Source organism: Amnibacterium sp., assembly GCF_051956055.1.
Classification (GTDB): Bacteria; Actinomycetota; Actinomycetes; order Actinomycetales; family Microbacteriaceae; genus Amnibacterium.
The window spans coordinates 1-16,753 of the sequence record NZ_JBQCGC010000026.1 but is presented as its reverse complement, the minus strand read 5'-3'; the positions used below and the strand labels follow the sequence as shown (position 1 = coordinate 16,753).

Here is a 16,753-nt window from a genome sequence, read left to right as displayed (position 1 = left end):
GGTCGCCGGTAGGATCCTCGCCCTATGGCCACCTTCGGATCCCTGTCGGACCGCCTCACCGCGGCCCTCGCGAACCTCCGCAGCAAGGGCGTCCTCACGGCGAGCGACGTGGACGGCACCGTCCGGGAGATCCGCCGCGCGCTCCTCGACGCGGACGTCAACCTCGACGTCGTGAAGGCGTTCACCGCACGGGTGCGCGAGCGCGCGCTCGGCGCGGAGGTGAACAAGGCGCTGAACCCGGCGCAGCAGGTCGTGCAGGTCGTGAACGAGGAGCTCATCGGCATCCTCGGCGGCGAGACCCGGCGCCTCGAGTTCGCGAAGCAGCCGCCGACCGTGATCATGCTCGCCGGCCTCCAGGGCGCGGGCAAGACGACGCTGGCGGGCAAGCTCGCGAAGTGGCTCGAGCGGGACGGGCACACGCCGCTGCTCGTGGCGGCCGACCTCCAGCGCCCGAACGCGGTCCAGCAGCTGCAGGTCGTCGGTGAGCAGGCGGGCGCGACGGTCTTCGCCCCCGAGCCGGGCAACGGCGTCGGGGACCCGGTGCGGGTCGCGAAGGATGCGGTGCGCTTCGCCCGCGACAAGCAGCACGACGTCGTGATCATCGACACCGCGGGCCGGCTCGGCGTGGACGCCGAGCTGATGAAGCAGGCCGCGAACATCCGGCGCGCGACGGACCCGGACGAGGTCCTGTTCGTGATCGACGCGATGATCGGCCAGGACGCGGTCGCGACCGCGAAGGCGTTCCAGGACGGCGTCGACTTCACGGGCGTCGTGCTCACCAAGCTCGACGGCGACGCCCGGGGCGGTGCGGCGCTGTCCGTCGCCTCCGTGACCGGCCGCCCGATCGTGTTCGCCTCAACGGGGGAGAAGCTCGAGGACTTCGAGCCGTTCCACCCGGACCGGATGGCGAGCCGCATCCTCGACCTCGGCGACATCCTCACGCTCATCGAGCAGGCGCAGCAGGCGTTCGACGAGCAGGAGGCGCTCGAGCTCGCCGAGAAGATCGCGACGAGCCAGTTCACGCTCGACGACTTCCTCAAGCAGATGCAGCAGCTCCGCAACCGCGGCGGCCTGATGAAGATGATCGGGATGCTGCCGGGCGCCCGGCAGATGCGCGAGCAGCTCGACCAGTTCGACGAGCGCGAGATCGTGCGGACGGAGGCGATCATCCAGTCGATGACGCCCGCCGAGCGGCACAACCCGAAGATCCTGAACGGCTCCCGCCGCCTCCGGATCGCCCGCGGCTCCGGCATGACCGTCACGGACGTGAACCAGCTCGTCCAGCGGTTCGACCAGGCCGCGAAGATGATGAAGACCGTCGCGCGCGGCGGCGTGCCCCAGGTGCCGGGCATGGGCCCCATGGGCTACGGCGGCCGGAAGCCCGCCCAGCCGAAGAAGAAGAGCGGCTCCAAGTCCGGCAACCCGGCCAAGCGCGCGGCGGAGAACAAGGCGCTGGCGGAGGGCCGCCCGGCCAAGCCGCAGAGTGCGGGCGGTGCCGGCTTCGGGCTCGGCGGCGGTGGCGGTGCCGTCCAGGCGCAGCCGAGCGCGGAGGACCTGGAGAAGCTGCAGAAGCTCCTCGGCCGCTGACCCCCGCCCTGCCGAGCACGACAGCAGGACGGAGCACCGACGGCAGGACCAGGAGGCGTTCTGCGTCCTGCTGCTGCTCCTGGGTCCTGCTGTCGTGCTCCTCGCAGCCCGGCTCGGCGCCCAGGCGCGCTGGGTAGCGTCCGACGACATGAGCGATCGCGACTACCACCCCTACGCCCGGCTCGACCCGGTGCCGAGCTTCCCGCTGACCAGCGACGACGTCGTCGACGGGCAGCCCCTTCCCGCGGCGATGTTCGGCGCCTCGGCCGGCGGCCGCGACCGGTCGCCCCAGCTGAGCTGGTCGGACGCCCCCGCGGGCACGAAGAGCTTCGCGGTCACCATGTACGACCCGGACGCGCCGACCGGGTCCGGGTTCTGGCACTGGGCGATCGCCGACATCCCCGCCTCCGTGACCTCGCTCGACGCGGGCGCCCCGGCCCCGGAGGGGGCGGTGGTGCTCCGCAACGAGCTGCGGGAGCGCGGGTACACGGGCGCGACGCCGCCGGAGGGCACCGGGGTCCACCGCTATTTCGTGGTCGTCCACGCGGTCGACGTCGAGTCGCTCGGCATCGACCAGGAGGCCACGCCCGCGGTGCTCGGGTTCAACCTCCACTTCCACACCCTCGGCCGCGCGATCCTCGTCGGGACCGCGGAGTTCGGCGGCGCCGGGGCCTGACGGCTCGGCGTGCAGGAGTCGCGGCCGGCGGCCCGCGCACTCCTGCACGCCGGTCCGTCGGGCGGTCGCGCGGCGACGCGCCCCTAGCCTGACGGGATGAGCACCGCCTTCCGCGCCGAGGACCGCCCCGTCCGCATCTCCGTCCAGATCGCGCCCCAGCACCTCCCGATCGCCGCCCTCCGGGACGCGGCCGTGCACGCCGAGGACCTCGGCGTGGACATGGTGATGAACTGGGACCACTTCTACCCGCTGTCCGGCGACCCCGACGGCCTGCACTTCGAGGCCTGGACCCAGCTCGCGCAGTGGGCGGAGGCGACGGAGCGCGTCGAGCTCGGGCCGCTCGTGAACTGCAACTCGTACCGGAACCCGAACCTGCAGGCCGACATGGCCAGGACGGTCGACCACATCTCCGGCGGCCGGTTCGTCTTCGGCACCGGCTCGGGCTGGGCGCAGCGCGACTACGACGAGTACGGCTACCCGTTCGGCACCGTCGGCAGCCGCCTCGACGCGCTCGCGCACGACCTGCCCATCGTCCGCGACCGCTGGACGCGGCTGAACCCGCAGCCGGTCCGCCGCATCCCGATCCTCATCGGCGGCGCGGGGGAGCGGAAGACCCTCAGGCTCGTCGCCGAGCACGCGGACATCTGGCACAGCTTCGTCGCGCCGGAGGCGCTCGGGCAGAAGCTCGACGTCCTGCAGCGTCACGCGGAGGAGGTCGGCCGCGACGTCGCGGAGATCGAGATCGGCAACGAGCTGCGGGGCGCCGACGACGCGAAGGCGGAGGCGCTGTTCGACGCCGGCGTGCGCCTCTTCACCGTCGGGGTCACCGGCCCCGACCTCGACTGGGCGAGCGTCGAGCGCTGGCTCCGCTGGCGCGACGCGAAGAACGCCTGACGCCCGGCGTCAGCCGAGGGGCCTGCCCGCCCGCATCTCCCGGATCAGGGAGGTGACGACGGCGCGCAGGTCCCCGCCCGCCTTCGCCGCCGCGAGCCCCTGCCGCTGGTAGGACGGCCCGACCTCGACGATCGTGAGCACGTCCTGCAGCTCGGCGGCGCAGCCGAGGCGCTCGGCCACCGGCTCGAGCCGGGCGACGAGCTGCCGGATCTCGTCCTCGACCTGCCGCTGCTCGCCGTTCCGGTCGACGATCACGGCAGCGTCCATGCCGTACCTCGCCGCCCGCCACTTGTTCTCGCGGACGAACCAGGGCTGCATCGTCGGCAGCGTCTCGCCGACGTCGAGCCGACCGGAGAAGTCGTCGACGAGGCACTGCACGAGCGCGGTCAGCGCGGCGACCTCGAAGACGGTCGGCAGCCCGTCGCACACCCGCGTCTCGACGGTGCCCCACCGGGCGGAGGGACGGACGTCCCACCGGATCTCGTCCCAGTGGTCGATGACGCCGACCTTGGTGAGGTCGTCGACGATCGACTCGTACTGCTGCCACGACGCGAGCTCGGGCGGCAGCCCGGCGGTCGGCAGCTGCTGGAACAGCATCGCGCGACTGGAGGCGTAGCCGGAGGACTCCCCGAACAGGAAGGGGGAGGAAGCGGACAGCGCCTGGAGGTGCGGGTAGTAGACGAGGAGCGCGTCGAGGACGGGCAGCGCCTTCGCCGGGTCGTCGAGCCCCACGTGCATGTGCACGCCCCAGATGAGCAGCTGCCTGCCCCACACCCCGGTGCGGTCGAGCAGCGTGACGTACCGCTCCTTGTCCGTCACCTGCTGGTCCTGCCAGCGGGCGAACGGATGCGTGCCCGCGCACACCAGCTCGAGCCCCATGGGGTCGGTCGTGCGGCGCACCCGCTCGATGGTCCGCTCGAGGTCGGCGATCCCGTCGGCGACCGTGCGGTTCACGCCGGTCACGATCTCGACCGTGTTCGTGAGCAGCTCGCTCGTGATCCGTTCGGCGCCGTCGTCGCCGGTGAGATCCGTGCCCGCCAGCACCTCCGGCGCCGCGCCCACCAGATCGCCCGTGTGGCGGTCGACCAGCGCGAGCTCCCACTCGATCCCGAGGGTCGAGCGCTCCGACCGCGCGAACTCGATCGACATGCGCGTCATCCTGACAGACCGCCATCCGGAGACCGTGCGCTCGCCGTTCCGGCGCCCGCTCCCGGTTGCAGCAGGCAGAATGGCCGATGGTCCTCGCGCCGCCAGTCGGTGCGACCTCGTCCTTCCACTGGAGCCCGCGTGAACGGCAATGCCACCTCGACGTACCGCAACGTCGCTCTGCTCTCCGTGTCGAGCGTGCTCGGCCCGCTCGTCACGACGTCGGTCGAGATCGAGCGGCGGCTCGAGCCGATCCTGAAGCGGCTGCGCCTCCCCGTCGGGCTGCTCGAGCGCGTCGCGGGCGTGATCGAGCGCCGCAACTGGGGCCCGGGCACCACCTCGCACGAGGCGGCGGTGCAGGCGGGCGAGAAGGCGCTCCGCGAGGCGGGCGTGCCCGCGGCGTCGATCGGGCTGCTGATCAACACCTCCATCACCAAGGAGCACCTCGAGCCGTCGGTGGCCACCCGGCTGCACCACGGGCTGGGGCTGCCGACCTCCGCGATCAACTTCGACGTCTCCAACGCGTGCCTGGGCTTCGTGAACGGCATGAGCCTGGCGGCCGGCCTGATCGACGCGGGTCAGGTGGACTACGCGATGGTGATCGACGGCGAGGACGTCGACCGCATGCAGCGCACCACGATCGAGCGCCTCGCCGCCTCCGAGTCCCTCGACCGGCAGGCGTTCATGAACGAGTTCGCGAGCCTCACCCTGGGGTCCGGTGCCGCCGCGGCGGTGCTCGGCCGTGCGGATGCGCACCCGGAGGGGCACCGCCTCGTCGGCGGGGTGACCCGTGCCGGCACGGAGTGGAACGAGCTCTGCGTCGGTTCGATGGACGGGATGACCACCGACACGAAGTCGCTGCTGAAGCGGGGCATGGAGCTCGTGACCGCCGCCTGGAACGAGGCGAAGCGCGACTGGAACTGGTCCGACATGGACCGCTACATCATGCACCAGGTGTCGAGCGCCCACACGGCCGCGTTCGTCGCCGCCGCGGACATCGACCCGGAGCGTGTGCCCGTCACCTACCCGAGCCTCGGCAACGTCGGCTCCGCGTCGATCCCGATCACGCTGGCGCAGGAGTCGCAGAAGCTGCAGAAGGGCGAGCGGGTGCTGCTCTGCGGCGTCGGAAGCGGCATCAACACGTCCATGCTCGAACTGGCCTGGTGAGCGGGGCCGCACCCCGTCCCGAGGTCCAGGCCGCCGCGCTCCCGCCGAGCGGGCTGCCCGGGCTCGACCCGGCGTGGTCGCGGCGCGTGCCCGCGGCGGACGGCGCGGGCCGGCCGGTCGTGCACCACGTGCTCGACACGGCCGACGTGCTCGCGGCCGCAGGGGTCGAGCCGGTGGGCACGATCCTCGCCGTGCACGGGAACCCGACCTGGAGCTACCTCTGGCGGCACGTCGTGCAGGGCTCGATCGACCGAGCCCGCGCGGGCGAGCCGGCCTGGCGCGTCGTCGCGGTCGATCAGCTCGAGATGGGCTGGTCCGCGCGCACGGGCGTCGTCCGGCACGTCGCCGACCGGGTGCAGGACCTCGGCGCGCTCACGGACCTGCTCGACCTCGGGCCGAGGGTCGTCGCGCTGGGGCACGACTGGGGCGGCGTCGTCGTCTCCGGCTGGGCGCTCGCCCACCGCGACGTGCTCGCGGGCCTGGTGCTCACGAACACCGCGGTCGACGGCCACGCCGCGCTGCCCGCCGCGCTCAAGGCCGCGCTGGGGGCCGCCGCGTTCGGCACCGAGACGACGACCGCGTTCCTCGACACGACGCTCGCGATCGCGTATCCGCCGCTCGACCGCCGTGTCCGGTCCGCGTTCCGGAGCCCGTACCGCGGTGCCGTCAGGCGCGCAGGCATCCGGGACTTCGTCGCCGACATCCCCGCGACGCCCTCCCATCCGAGCAGCGCAGCCGTGGACGCGATCGCGGACGGCCTCGCGAGCCTCGAGGTCCCGGCCCTGCTGCTCTGGGGCCCTCGGGACCCGGTGTTCCAGGAGCGCTACCTGCACGACCTGATGCGACGGCTGCCGCACGCCGGCGTGCATCGCTTCGAAGGGGCTGGGCACCTGCTGCCGGAGGACGCCGACGTCGCCGGGGCCGTGCTCGACTGGGTCGCCGCGCCGACGCCCGCACGCGGCGCGGCCGGGTCGACCGCGCCTGCGCCGTACCGGCCGCTCTGGGCGGAGGTCGAGGCGCGAGCGGAGGACGACGCGCCCGCGCTGGTCGAGCTCGGCGACCGCGCCCGCACCGTCACCTGGCGCCGGCTCGGCTCCCGGGTGCGGGAGCTCGCCGCCGGGCTCCACGCGGTGGGCGTGCGGCCGGGCGACCGGGTGTCGCTCCTCGTGCCGCCGGGTGCGGACCTCCTCGCCGCCGCCTTCGCGTGCCTCCGGATCGGCGCGACGATCGTCGTCGCGGACGCCGGTCTCGGTGTGCAGGGCCTCACCAGAGCGGTGAAGGGTGCGCGGCCCGACTGGGTCATCGGCGTCCCCACCGCCCTCGCCGCCGCGCGCGCGCTCGGCTGGCCGGGGGTCCGCATCGCGCCCACCGGGCTGTCGCGCGCCGCGAGGGTCGCGCTGGGCGTGCGGCACACGCTGCCGGAGCTCGCGCGGCTCGGGGCCGGGCGGCCGCTGCCGGAGGCGCCCGCGGGCGACGCCCTCGCCGCGATCCTCTTCACCTCCGGCTCCACCGGGCCCGCGAAGGGCGTGCGGTACACGCAGGCGCGGCTCGCCGCGGTGCGGGACGCGATCACCGCGCAGTACGACCTCGGGCGGGACAGCGCGATCGTCGCGGGCTTCGCCCCGTTCGTGCTGTTCGGGCCGGCGTTCGGGTGCCGGACGATCGTGCCCTACATGGACGTGACGAGCCCGGCGACGCTCACGGCGGAGGCGCTCGGCGCGGCCGTCCGCGCGATCGACGCCGACGCGGTGTTCCTCTCGCCCGCCGCGCTCGCGAACGTGCTGGCGACCGCGGGCGACCCGGCCGTGTTCGACGGGGTGCGCCTCGTCCTCACCGTGGGCGCACCGGTCGGCGCGCCGTTGCTCGCCCGCGCGCACGAGGTGCTGCGCCACGCCGCGCTCCGCACCCCGTACGGCATGACGGAGTGCCTCCTGGTCGCCGACGGCAGCCCGGAGGGGGACCCCGACGCGCGCGACGGCGTCTGTGTCGGGGCTCCCGTCGCGGGCGTCCGGGTGCGGGTCGCTCCGCTCGGCGACGACGGCGTGCCCGCGCACCGCACGACCACCGACGCGGGCATCACGGGCGAGATCCAGGTGCACGCGCCGCACATGCTCGCCGGGTACGACCGGCTGTGGCGGACCGACGCCGCGGCTCGCGCCGGCACCGCCGACGAGGAGTGGCACCGCACCGGCGACGTCGGTCACCTCGACGCCGCGGGGCGGCTGTGGATCGAGGGGCGGCTGCCGCACGTGGTCACGACGCCCGACGGCGCGGTGACCCCGGTGGGCGTCGAGCTCGCCGCGGAGCGCGCCGTGGCCCGGGTCCGCGTCGGGCAGGCGACGGGCCGGGCCGCAGCGGTCGGCGTCGGCCCGGTCGGCACGCAGCAGCTCGTGGTCGTGCTCGAGGGCGCCGAGGGGCCGCTCGCGGACCCCGCGGTCGCCGAAGCCGTCCGGGCGGAGGTGGGCCGCCCGGTCGCCGCGGTGCTCGCCGTGCCTGCGCTGCCGACCGACATCCGCCACAACGCGAAGATCGACCGCACGCGGATGGCGGCCTGGGCGACCTCCGTGCTCCGGGGCGACCGGGTCGGCGCACCGTGAGCCGGGTGCTCGTCACCGGGGCGAGCGGCTGGCTCGGTGCGGCGGTCGCGCGCGATCTCATCGCCGCTGGCGACGAGGTGCGCACCCTGCAGCGCCGCGCGAGCGGGGTCGAGGGCGCCGAGGACGTGCTCGGGTCCGTCACGCAGCCCGGGGTCGTCGACCTGGCGGTCGAGGGCGTCGAGGCCGTGGTGCACCTCGCGGCGAAGGTGTCCTTCGCCGGAGACGCCGCCGACTTCGTGGCCGTCAACATCGAGGGCACCCGCACGCTCGTGCGCGCCGCGAAGCGCGCGGGGGTGCGCCGGTTCGTCTTCGTGTCCTCCCCGTCCGTCGCGCACACCGGAGCCCCGATCATGGGCGAGGACGCGCCGCCCGCGCAGCCCGAGCGGGCCCACGGCGCGTACGCCCGGACGAAGGCGGCCGCGGAGATCGCGGCCCTGGCCGCGGACGCGCCCGCCTTCGCGGTCGTCGCCGTCCGGCCCCACGTCGTCTGGGGACCTGGCGACCCGCAGCTCGTCGCGCGGATCCAGGAGCGCGCCGCGGCAGGCCGGCTGCCGCTCGTCGGCTCCGGCGCCGCGCTCGTGGACAGCACCTACCTGGACGACGCGGTCTCCGGCATCCGAGCCGCCCTCGAGGCCGCCCCGCGCGTGCACGGCAACGCCTACGTCCTCACCTCCGGCGAGCCCAGGCCGATCGCGGAGCTCCTCGCCGGGTTCTGCGCTGCCGCAGGGATCGCGCCGCCTGCCCGGCACGTGCCGGCCGGGGCGGCCCGCGCCGCCGGTTCCGTGGTGGAGGCGCTGTGGCGGGTGCGGCCGGGCGCGGACGAGCCGCCGATGACGCGCTTCCTGGCCGAGCAGCTCTCGACCGCGCACTGGTTCGACCTGCGCCGCACGAAGCGCGACCTCGGATGGAGCCCGACCGTGGGCGTCACCGAGGGCCTCCGCCGCCTCGCGGCCGCGCACGCGTCCATGCGGGATTGCGGTGGATCCGGGTAGACCGGGAGCATGACCGTTCACGCCGTGGATCGCCGTCGCGCCTCGACGGGGCTCGGGCTCGTGGGCCGGGTCGGCTGGTTCGCGCTGCTCGCGGTCGCCGGGCTGGCGGCGGGGATCGAGGCCGAGCGCATCATCCGCGAGGGCGCCTCCTCCGCGAACGCCCTCGCGGTCGTGAACGCGGGAGCCCCGTACGCGGTGGTGCTCGCCCTGCTCGCGATGGTGCGCCGCTCGCCGCTCGGGGCTGCGCTCGACGCCGTCGGCTTCTTCGCCGCGTTCGTCGCCGGCTACTACGCGGCGGTCGGCCTGAAGCTCGGGGGCGCGGCCGTGAACCGGCACTACGCGGGCATCTGGCTGCTCATCGCCCTCGTCTGCTGCCCGTTGGGCGCCGCGGCCATCACGTGGGCGCGGCAGCGCCCCGGTGTGCTCCGCGCCGTCGTGTTCGCGCTGCCCGCCGCGGGCGCCGCCACCGAGGTGCTCACCGGGCGGATGTGGGGCATGGGCAACACGCTCGCCCCCGTCGTGCTGGTCGCCGACGTGCTGGTCGGAGGGGGCTATCTCCTCGTCCTCCCACGCGGGATCAGCACGCGCTTGGTGGCCGTCGCGCTGGCGGTGCCGATGACGATCGCGCTCGTGATCGCCGCCCAGCACTTCACCGCGACGGGCGCGTTCTGGCGCTACATGTACTGACCCGGACCGGATCAGCGGGTGGTGGGGGCGGAGGGGCCCCGCGTCTGGCAGAATGGCCCATCGGGTCCGCGAGGTTCGACCCTCTATCAGCCTCGTGGACGGACATCTTGGTCCGTCGCCGGGTGTGCCCCACGCCCCCGGCAGCGCGGATCGTCATCGCATCGACTCACGTGAGGAACCACGAACTGTGGCTGTCAAGATCCGCCTGAAGCGGCTCGGCAAGATCCGGGCCCCGTACTACCGCATCGTCGTCGCGGACTCGCGCACCAAGCGCGACGGCCGCGTCATCGAGGAGATCGGGAAGTACCACCCGACCGAGCACCCCTCCGTCATCGAGGTCGACTCCGCTCGCGCGCAGTACTGGCTCGGCGTCGGCGCCCAGCCGACCGAGCAGGTCGCCGCGCTCCTCAAGCTCACGGGCGACTGGGGCACGTTCAAGGGCGACAAGAACGCCAAGAGCACCGTGCAGGTCAAGGGCGAGAAGGCCGCGTTCACGCCGGACGCCAAGAAGGGCCCCGTGGTCCGCTCCAAGGCGGCCGTGAAGGACGCCGAGGCGGCGACCGCCGCCGACGCTGCGGCGGACGCCGAGCGCGCCGACGAGGCCGAGGCGTCGTCCACGGTGGAGCACGAGACGCCGCAGCAGGCCGAGAACTCCTGATCATGCTCGAATCCGCGCTCCAGCACCTCGTCAAGGGGATCGTCGACAATCCGGACGACGTCCGGGTCGAGTCGCACGGCTCGCCCCGCGGCGAGGTGCTGGAGGTGCGGGTCAACCCCGCCGATCTCGGCCGCGTGATCGGCCGCTCCGGTCGCACGGCGAAGGCGCTGCGCACCGTGATCGGCTCGCTCGCCGACGGCCGTCGCGTGCGCGTCGACGTCGTCGACGTCGACCGCTGACGTGGCCTCCGGACGGAACCGCTCCGCGCAGACGCAGCTCCGCGTAGGACGGCTCACCAAGGCCCACGGGCTCAAGGGCGGCCTGAAGCTCGAGCTGTACACCGACGACCCCGACCGGCGGTTCACGCCCGGGGCGTCCTTCTCGCTGCAGGTGCCGGAGTCGTCCCCCTGGTACGGCAAGCGCCTCGAGCTCGCCGAGCTGCGCTGGTACAACGGCCAGCCCGTCGGTTTCTTCGCCGACGTCGCCGACCGGACCGCGGCGGAGAGCCTGGTCAAGGCGATCCTGTGGGTGGACCAGGACCCGGAGGAGGCGGCCGAGCCGGACGCCTGGTACGACCATCAGCTGGTCGGACTCGACGTCGTCCGCGACGGCGCGACGGTGGGTGTCATCGACCGGCTCGAGCACCTGCCCGCGCAGGACCTGCTCGTCGTCCGGGTCGCCGCGCTGAGCGGATCGCCGGAGGAGTCCCGCGAGGTGCTCGTGCCCTTCGTGCGCGCGATCGTGCCCGAGGTCGACATCGACGGCGGCCGCGTGGTCGTGACGCCGCCTGACGGGCTGTTCGAGCCGGGGGAGCCGGACGACGACGCGCCTGCGCCGGGCGGCTCCGAGCAGGGCTGAGCGTGCGGCTCGACGTCGTCACGATCTTCCCGGAGTTCTTCCGGGTGCTGGACGTGTCCCTGCTGGGCAGGGCGCGGACCGCAGGACTGCTCGACGTGCATGTGCACGACCTCCGGGACGCCGCGCACGACCGGCACCGCACGGTCGACGACACCCCGTACGGCGGCGGCGCCGGCATGGTCATGAAGCCCGAGCCGTGGGGCGAGACGCTGGACGGGCTCCTCGGGGACGGCGACGACCCGCTCGTCGTGTTCCCCACGCCCGCGGGGACCCCGTTCGATCAGTCGACCGCCAGGCGGCTCGCGGAGGAGCAGCGGCTCGTGTTCTGCTGCGGTCGCTACGAGGGCATCGACCAGCGCGTCGTCGAGGACACCGCGGCGCGGGCACGAGTGGCCGAGATCAGCCTCGGCGACTTCGTGCTGAACGGCGGCGAGGTCGCGGTGCTGGCGATCGTCGAGGCCGTCGGGCGGCTGCTGCCCGGTGTGATCGGGAACCCGGAGAGCCTGACCGAGGAGAGCCACGAGGACGGGCTGCTCGAGTACCCGTCGTACACGAAGCCCGCGGTGTGGCGCGGGCGGGAGGTCCCGGCCGTGCTCCGCTCGGGCGATCACGGCGCCGTCGCCCGCTGGCGCCACGAGCAGGCCGTGGCCCGCACGCGCCGCGTGCGCCCCGACCTCCTCCCTCCCGACCCTTCCTAGATCAGGAGATTTCAGCGCGTCGCGCAGGATTCTCCTGATCGACGAACGGGTGCGTTTTTCGTTCAGGAGATCCGGCCGCGTCGCGGGAGATTCACCTGATCGACGAAGGGGCGGTTCAGCCGCGGGCCGTCAGCACGATCGGGTCGCCCTCGGTGATGGCGACCGTGTGCTCCGAGTGGGCGCCGCGGGAGCCGTCCTGGCTGCGGAGGGTCCAGCCGTCCGGGTCGGTGAAGATCCGGTCCGTGGTCTCGAGGAGCCACGGCTCGATCGCGATCACCAGGCCGGGCCGGAGCTTCAGGCCGCGGTGGGGTCGCCCGTCGTTCGGCACGTGGGGGTCGCCGTGCATCGTCCGGCCGACGCCGTGGCCGCCGAACTCGAGGTTCACCGAGTAGCCGGCCGCGCGGCAGACGTCGCCGATCGCCGCGGAGACGTCGCCGAGCTTCATGCCGGGCCGGGCATGCTGGATCGCGGCGTCGAGGGCGGCCCGCGTCGTCGCGATCAGGCGCTCGTCCTCCGGGCGCGGCGTGCCGACCACGACCGTGACGGCGCTGTCCGCGACCCAACCGCCGACGCTCGCCGCGAAGTCCAGGCTGACCACGTCGCCGTCCTGCAGGGCGTAGTCGTGGGGGAGACCGTGCAGGACCGCGTCGTTGACGGAGGTGCAGAGCACCTTGCCGAAGGGCATCGCCCCGAACGACGGGTGGTAGTCGATGTAGCAGCTCTCGGCGCCCTGCTCCCGGATCATGCGGTGCGCGATCGCATCGAGCTCCAGGAGGTTCATCCCGACCGCCGCCTCGGCCATCAGCCGCTCCAGCACCGAGGCGACGAACCGACCGGCCGGTCGCATCGCCTCGATCTCCGCGGGCGTGCGCAACTCGATCACGGGTCCTCCTCCTGCTGCCGCATCGACCCTAACCGGGCGCACCGGTCCCTCCCGACCAGGAGCGGGCTGAGGGCTTCCTCTGCCTCGGGCGAACAGCCGCTCCGCGCCGGTCGCACCCGCCTACCATCGACGGATGGCACTTCGTCGGGCCTTCTTCGCCTGGCAGTTCGCGGCCGCGGCCGTGCTGCCGCTCTGGCTGCTCCTCGGTTACGCGCTGTTCGGTGCGTCCGTCGGCGGCTTCCTCACGGTGGTGCTCCTCGCCCCCGTCGTCCTCGTCGTCGAGGTCGCGCTCGCGCTCCTCTTCTCCGCGCGCGCCGGCGTCCGGAGGGCCAGGGCGCTCGACCTCCCGGCGGTCGGGGTGCTCGCCGCATTCCAGGCCGGCGTCATCGGCGTCGGCTTCTTCGGCCCGGCGACCGCCTGGTTCGGCCTGCTCGCGGCCGCCGCCGCCATCGGCGGCTTCTGGCTCGGCGGGACACTCCTCGTCCGTGACGTCCGGACGAGGGTCCAGGAGACGATGACGGCGTTCGGTGTGCCGCCCCGGTCGCGCACCGCGCGGCCGCCCATCGACGCGGGCGAGTACGTCGTCGTGAAGCCCTCCGCGCGCTGACCGGCGCCCGGACCCGCGAAGCGGCCGCCGAGTGTGCCAGAATGGGCGATCGTGCCGCGGCCGTTCCTGCCGCTGGGGGACTCTTCCAATCCCGCGGCACCGTCTCGCCCGGCGCTGATCCCAGCGCCCCGATCCGGGCCGACCGGCGGCGCGCCCAGGGAGTAGTGCCCTCATGAGCCAGTTGCTCGACGCGGTCGACGCCGCGAACCTCCGTTCGGACATCCCGGACTTCCGCCCCGGCGACACCGTGCGCGTGCACGTGAACATCGTCGAGGGCAACCGCAGCCGCATCCAGGTCTTCCAGGGCGCGGTCATCCGCCGCTCCGGCGCCGGCGTGCGCGAGACCTTCACGGTCCGCAAGGTCAGCTTCCAGGTGGGCGTGGAGCGCACCTTCCCGGTGCACTCGCCGGTGATCGACCACATCGAGGTCGTCACCCGCGGTGACGTGCGTCGCGCGAAGCTCTACTACCTGCGCGAGCTGCGCGGCAAGAAGGCGAAGATCAAGGAGAAGCGCGAGGGCTGAGCCCCGGCTTCGACTCGCCCCGTACACTGACCGACCGGCGCAGGTCCTCTGCGCCGGCCGGCGGGGAGGGGCGGGAGCATCATGGTCCAGAGCCCCCCGCGTGAGGCGCCCGAGCGTCGCGGGCGCGGGCCCGCGCGAGGCGCTGCGGGCTTCCTCCGGGACCTCATCGTCATCGTCGTGGTCGCGGTCCTCGCCTCGTTCCTGATCAAGACGTTCCTGATCCGGTCGTTCTACATCCCGTCCGTATCGATGCAGAACACGCTGCAGGTCAGCGACCGGATTCTCGTGAACGAGCTGGTGCCGGGACTGATCCCGCTGCAGCGCGGCGATGTCGTCGTCTTCAAGGATCCGGGCGGCTGGCTCGAGGGCGACCCGACCGTTCCGCCGCCGTCGACCCCGATCGCGGCCGCCGCCGACTGGGTGCTGTCCCTCGTCGGCCTGTCCACCCAGGACGCGAACGACCACCTGGTCAAGCGCGTGATCGGCCTGCCCGGCGATCACGTGACGTGCTGCAACGCGCTCGGCCAGATGAGCGTGAACGGCACCCCCATCGACGAGCCGTACGTGCTGCTGCAGCCCGGTACCCGAGCCGTGTCCGGCACGAGCTTCGACGTCACCGTGCCGAAGGGACGGCTGTGGGTGATGGGCGACAACCGCTACGACTCGAAGGACTCCCGGTACAACGGGGACACGCCGTCGAAGGGCTTCGTGCCGATCAAGGACGTGGTCGGCCGCGCGTTCGTCGTCTCCTGGCCGATCGGTCACTGGTCCTGGCTCTCCGACTACCCGAGCACGTTCGCCGGCGTGCGGGCGCCGGGAGGATGACGCCTGCCTCGGTCCAGCGGCCGGCGAAGTCGCGCCCTCCCGGGCTCGGCATCGAGCGCGCGCTGCTCGCCGAGGGCGCGACCGTCGTCATCGGCTGCGACGAGGTCGGTCGGGGGGCGATCGCGGGTCCGGTGGGTGTGGGCGTCGCGGTGCTCGACCCGGACCGCCGGGGGATCCCCGCCGGGCTGCGCGATTCCAAGCTGCTGCCCGAACCGGAGCGCGTCGCCCTGGAGCCTCGCGTCCGGGCCTGGTCCGCCGCCTCCGCCGTCGGGCTCGCGGGCAATGACGAGATCGACGGGCAGGGCATCAGCCGGTGCCTGGGCCTCGCCGGCGCCCGAGCCATCGCCGACCTGGTCGCGCTCGGTGTCGGGATGGGCGGCGCGGTCGTGCTCCTCGACGGCAACTGGGACTGGCTGACGCCCGGGCTGATCGCCGCCGGGGTGCCGGTGCTGCCGCGGGTGGTGACCCGCGTCAAGGCCGACCGCGACTGCGCCGCGGTCTCCGCCGCCTCCGTCGTCGCGAAGGTGCACCGGGACTCGCTGATGATCGACCGCCACGACGCTCACCCCGTGTACGGCTGGCGCAGCAACAAGGGTTACGCCTCGCGCTCCCACTACGCCGCGATCGACGCGCACGGGCCGTGCGACTGGCATCGGCGCACGTGGCTGCACGCGCTGCCCGATGGGGCAGCCGAGACCGTGGACGAAACGTAGAATCGGACGACCATGGACGACGACGAGATCGAGGACTACGACCGGGAGGTCGAGCTCCAGCTCTACCGCGAGTACCGCGACGTGGTGAGCCAGTTCAAGTACGTCGTCGAGACGGAACGGCGCTTCTACCTCGCGAACGAGGTCGAGCTCACGCGACGCGACACCGAGCACGACTTCTACTTCGAGCTGCAGATGCACGACGTGTGGGTGTGGGACGTGTACCGCGCCGACCGGTTCGTGAAGAGCGTCCGCGTGCTCACGTTCAAGGACGTGAACGTCGAGGAGCTCTCGGCGAAGGAGCTGGAGCTGCCCCAGGAGCTCGCGCTCGACGAGTGACCCGCAGCGGGGAACCTGAGCGGGATCCCGGCCGAAGGCGGCACAGTGCCGTCATGGACATGCGTGCGTTCAACGAGGACGTCATCCGCCGGTTCCGCGCGGGTGAGGAGATCGAGGGCCTGCACCGCGAGCGCCTCCTGCTGCTCACCACCACCGGGCATCGGACCGGTCTGCGGCGGACCGCGCCGATGATGTTCGTCCGGTTCGACGGCGATCCCCTCGTGATCGCGAGCAACGACGGGGCGGCCGACCATCCTGCCTGGCTGCTGAACCTCCGCGCGGACCCGCACGCGACCGTGGAGACGCCGGACGGCGACCGCTGCGAGGCCGTCGCGGAGGAGCTGAGCGGGGACGAGCGCACCGTCGAGTGGGAGGACCTCGTCGCCGAGTTCCCGTTCTTCGCCGAGCAGCAGCAGCGGGCGGGCGACCGGGTGATCCCGCTCGTCCGCCTGCGCACCGCGTCCTGAGCCCCGGGCCGCCGGGGGCGCGGCCGCTCCTCCACAGGGCGGTTCCTGCCCGTGTCGTCCGGTTGCGCGGGATCGGGGCGTTCCGGCGCCGGTCCGCGGGCCACCATGCCGCGCATGGCGCAGAAGGACGACCTCGGGCGACGGGGTGAGGAGGAGGCGGCGGCGTACCTCGCCGACCTCGGCTACCGCATCATCGAGCGGAACTGGCGATGCCGATCGGGCGAGATCGACATCGTGGCGATGGACGGCGCGGAGCTCGTCATCGTGGAGGTGAAGACCCGCAGCGGGCGCGGGTTCGGCGACCCGCTCGAGGCCGTCGACCCGGCGAAGCTCACGCGGCTGTGCGTGCTCGCCGGGGCGTGGCGGCGGGCGCACCGCGACGTGCGCGCTCGGACCACGCGCATCGACCTGATCGGGGTCCTCCTGCCCAGGCACGAGG

20 protein-coding genes are annotated in these 16,753 nt (G+C 73.5%); 18 read left to right on the top strand and 2 right to left on the bottom strand.

What is annotated here, in order from left to right; all coding sequences use genetic code 11:
- The first annotated feature begins 24 nt into the window (after window positions 1-24).
- The 3 genes from ffh (at window position 25) to ACTHLI_RS03775 (ending at window position 3,157) form a co-directional block, all read left to right on the top strand.
- Complete coding sequence (ffh, locus tag ACTHLI_RS03785; RefSeq protein WP_440181606.1) at window positions 25-1,587, top strand: signal recognition particle protein; 1,563 nt, start codon at window positions 25-27, stop codon at window positions 1,585-1,587.
- 148 nt (window positions 1,588-1,735) lie between these two features.
- Window positions 1,736-2,263: a YbhB/YbcL family Raf kinase inhibitor-like protein gene (locus ACTHLI_RS03780; RefSeq protein WP_440181605.1), complete on the top strand. Its 528-nt coding sequence runs from the start codon at window positions 1,736-1,738 to the stop codon at window positions 2,261-2,263.
- A gap of 96 nt (window positions 2,264-2,359) precedes the next feature.
- Window positions 2,360-3,157: an LLM class F420-dependent oxidoreductase gene (locus tag ACTHLI_RS03775; RefSeq protein WP_440181603.1), complete on the top strand. Its 798-nt coding sequence runs from the start codon at window positions 2,360-2,362 to the stop codon at window positions 3,155-3,157.
- Window positions 3,158-3,166: 9 nt separating this feature from the next.
- Here ACTHLI_RS03775 and ACTHLI_RS03770 read toward each other — a convergent pair whose 3' ends face one another.
- Window positions 3,167-4,306, bottom strand: coding sequence for a glutamate--cysteine ligase (locus ACTHLI_RS03770; protein WP_440181601.1), 1,140 nt, complete (start codon window positions 4,304-4,306; stop codon window positions 3,167-3,169).
- Between the two features lie 138 nt (window positions 4,307-4,444).
- Between ACTHLI_RS03770 and ACTHLI_RS03765 the strand changes: the two genes are divergently transcribed.
- From ACTHLI_RS03765 to trmD, 8 genes are all read left to right on the top strand, one after another.
- On the top strand, window positions 4,445-5,470 hold the full coding sequence (locus ACTHLI_RS03765; protein WP_440181599.1) for a 3-oxoacyl-ACP synthase III: 1,026 nt from the start codon (window positions 4,445-4,447) through the stop codon (window positions 5,468-5,470).
- Window positions 5,467-8,067, top strand: a complete 2,601-nt coding sequence (locus ACTHLI_RS03760; protein ID WP_440181597.1) for an alpha/beta fold hydrolase — start codon at window positions 5,467-5,469, stop codon at window positions 8,065-8,067. Before ACTHLI_RS03765 ends, ACTHLI_RS03760 begins: the two co-directional genes overlap by 4 nt.
- A gap of 5 nt (window positions 8,068-8,072) precedes the next feature.
- Window positions 8,073-9,059, top strand: coding sequence for an NAD-dependent epimerase/dehydratase family protein (locus ACTHLI_RS03755; RefSeq protein WP_440181595.1), 987 nt, complete (start codon window positions 8,073-8,075; stop codon window positions 9,057-9,059).
- A gap of 9 nt (window positions 9,060-9,068) precedes the next feature.
- Window positions 9,069-9,746 carry a hypothetical protein gene (locus tag ACTHLI_RS03750; protein WP_440181593.1) on the top strand — a complete coding sequence of 226 codons (678 nt, stop codon included), beginning with the start codon at window positions 9,069-9,071 and terminating at the stop codon, window positions 9,744-9,746.
- Window positions 9,747-9,933: 187 nt separating this feature from the next.
- Window positions 9,934-10,404, top strand: coding sequence for a 30S ribosomal protein S16 (gene rpsP, locus ACTHLI_RS03745; RefSeq protein WP_440181592.1), 471 nt, complete (start codon window positions 9,934-9,936; stop codon window positions 10,402-10,404).
- A 2-nt stretch (window positions 10,405-10,406) separates the two neighbouring features.
- The gene (locus ACTHLI_RS03740; protein WP_440181591.1) at window positions 10,407-10,643 is read left to right on the top strand and encodes an RNA-binding protein; all 237 of its coding nucleotides are present in this window, start codon (window positions 10,407-10,409) and stop codon (window positions 10,641-10,643) included.
- 1 nt (window position 10,644) lies between these two features.
- Window positions 10,645-11,262 (top strand): ribosome maturation factor RimM, encoded by a 618-nt coding sequence (gene rimM, locus ACTHLI_RS03735; RefSeq protein WP_440181589.1) that lies wholly within the window; start codon window positions 10,645-10,647, stop codon window positions 11,260-11,262.
- Between the two features lie 2 nt (window positions 11,263-11,264).
- A complete protein-coding gene (gene trmD / locus ACTHLI_RS03730) occupies window positions 11,265-11,960 on the top strand; it encodes a tRNA (guanosine(37)-N1)-methyltransferase TrmD (RefSeq protein ID WP_440181588.1) in 696 nt (231 codons plus the stop codon).
- Window positions 11,961-12,075: 115 nt separating this feature from the next.
- Here the strand turns inward: trmD and map are convergent, their stop codons facing one another.
- On the bottom strand, window positions 12,076-12,843 hold the full coding sequence (gene map / locus ACTHLI_RS03725; RefSeq protein WP_440181587.1) for a type I methionyl aminopeptidase: 768 nt from the start codon (window positions 12,841-12,843) through the stop codon (window positions 12,076-12,078).
- A gap of 133 nt (window positions 12,844-12,976) precedes the next feature.
- Here map and ACTHLI_RS03720 point away from each other — a divergent pair, with 133 nt between their 5' ends.
- The 7 genes from ACTHLI_RS03720 to ACTHLI_RS03690 all read left to right on the top strand — a co-directional run.
- Complete coding sequence (locus ACTHLI_RS03720) at window positions 12,977-13,450, top strand: MFS transporter permease (RefSeq protein ID WP_440181586.1); 474 nt, start codon at window positions 12,977-12,979, stop codon at window positions 13,448-13,450.
- Window positions 13,451-13,622: 172 nt separating this feature from the next.
- Window positions 13,623-13,973, top strand: coding sequence for a 50S ribosomal protein L19 (gene rplS / locus ACTHLI_RS03715; protein WP_440181585.1), 351 nt, complete (start codon window positions 13,623-13,625; stop codon window positions 13,971-13,973).
- 81 nt (window positions 13,974-14,054) lie between these two features.
- A complete protein-coding gene (gene lepB / locus ACTHLI_RS03710; protein WP_440181584.1) occupies window positions 14,055-14,798 on the top strand; it encodes a signal peptidase I in 744 nt (247 codons plus the stop codon).
- Complete coding sequence (locus ACTHLI_RS03705) at window positions 14,795-15,511, top strand: ribonuclease HII (protein ID WP_440181582.1); 717 nt, start codon at window positions 14,795-14,797, stop codon at window positions 15,509-15,511. The genes lepB and ACTHLI_RS03705 overlap by 4 nt, the downstream gene beginning before the upstream one ends.
- Before the next feature lie 12 nt (window positions 15,512-15,523).
- Window positions 15,524-15,847: a DUF2469 domain-containing protein gene (locus ACTHLI_RS03700; protein ID WP_119482662.1), complete on the top strand. Its 324-nt coding sequence runs from the start codon at window positions 15,524-15,526 to the stop codon at window positions 15,845-15,847.
- A gap of 53 nt (window positions 15,848-15,900) precedes the next feature.
- Window positions 15,901-16,314 carry a nitroreductase/quinone reductase family protein gene (locus tag ACTHLI_RS03695; protein WP_440181580.1) on the top strand — a complete coding sequence of 138 codons (414 nt, stop codon included), beginning with the start codon at window positions 15,901-15,903 and terminating at the stop codon, window positions 16,312-16,314.
- Between the two features lie 114 nt (window positions 16,315-16,428).
- On the top strand, window positions 16,429-16,753 hold a 325-nt coding region (locus ACTHLI_RS03690), incomplete at its 3' end, for a YraN family protein (protein WP_440181579.1).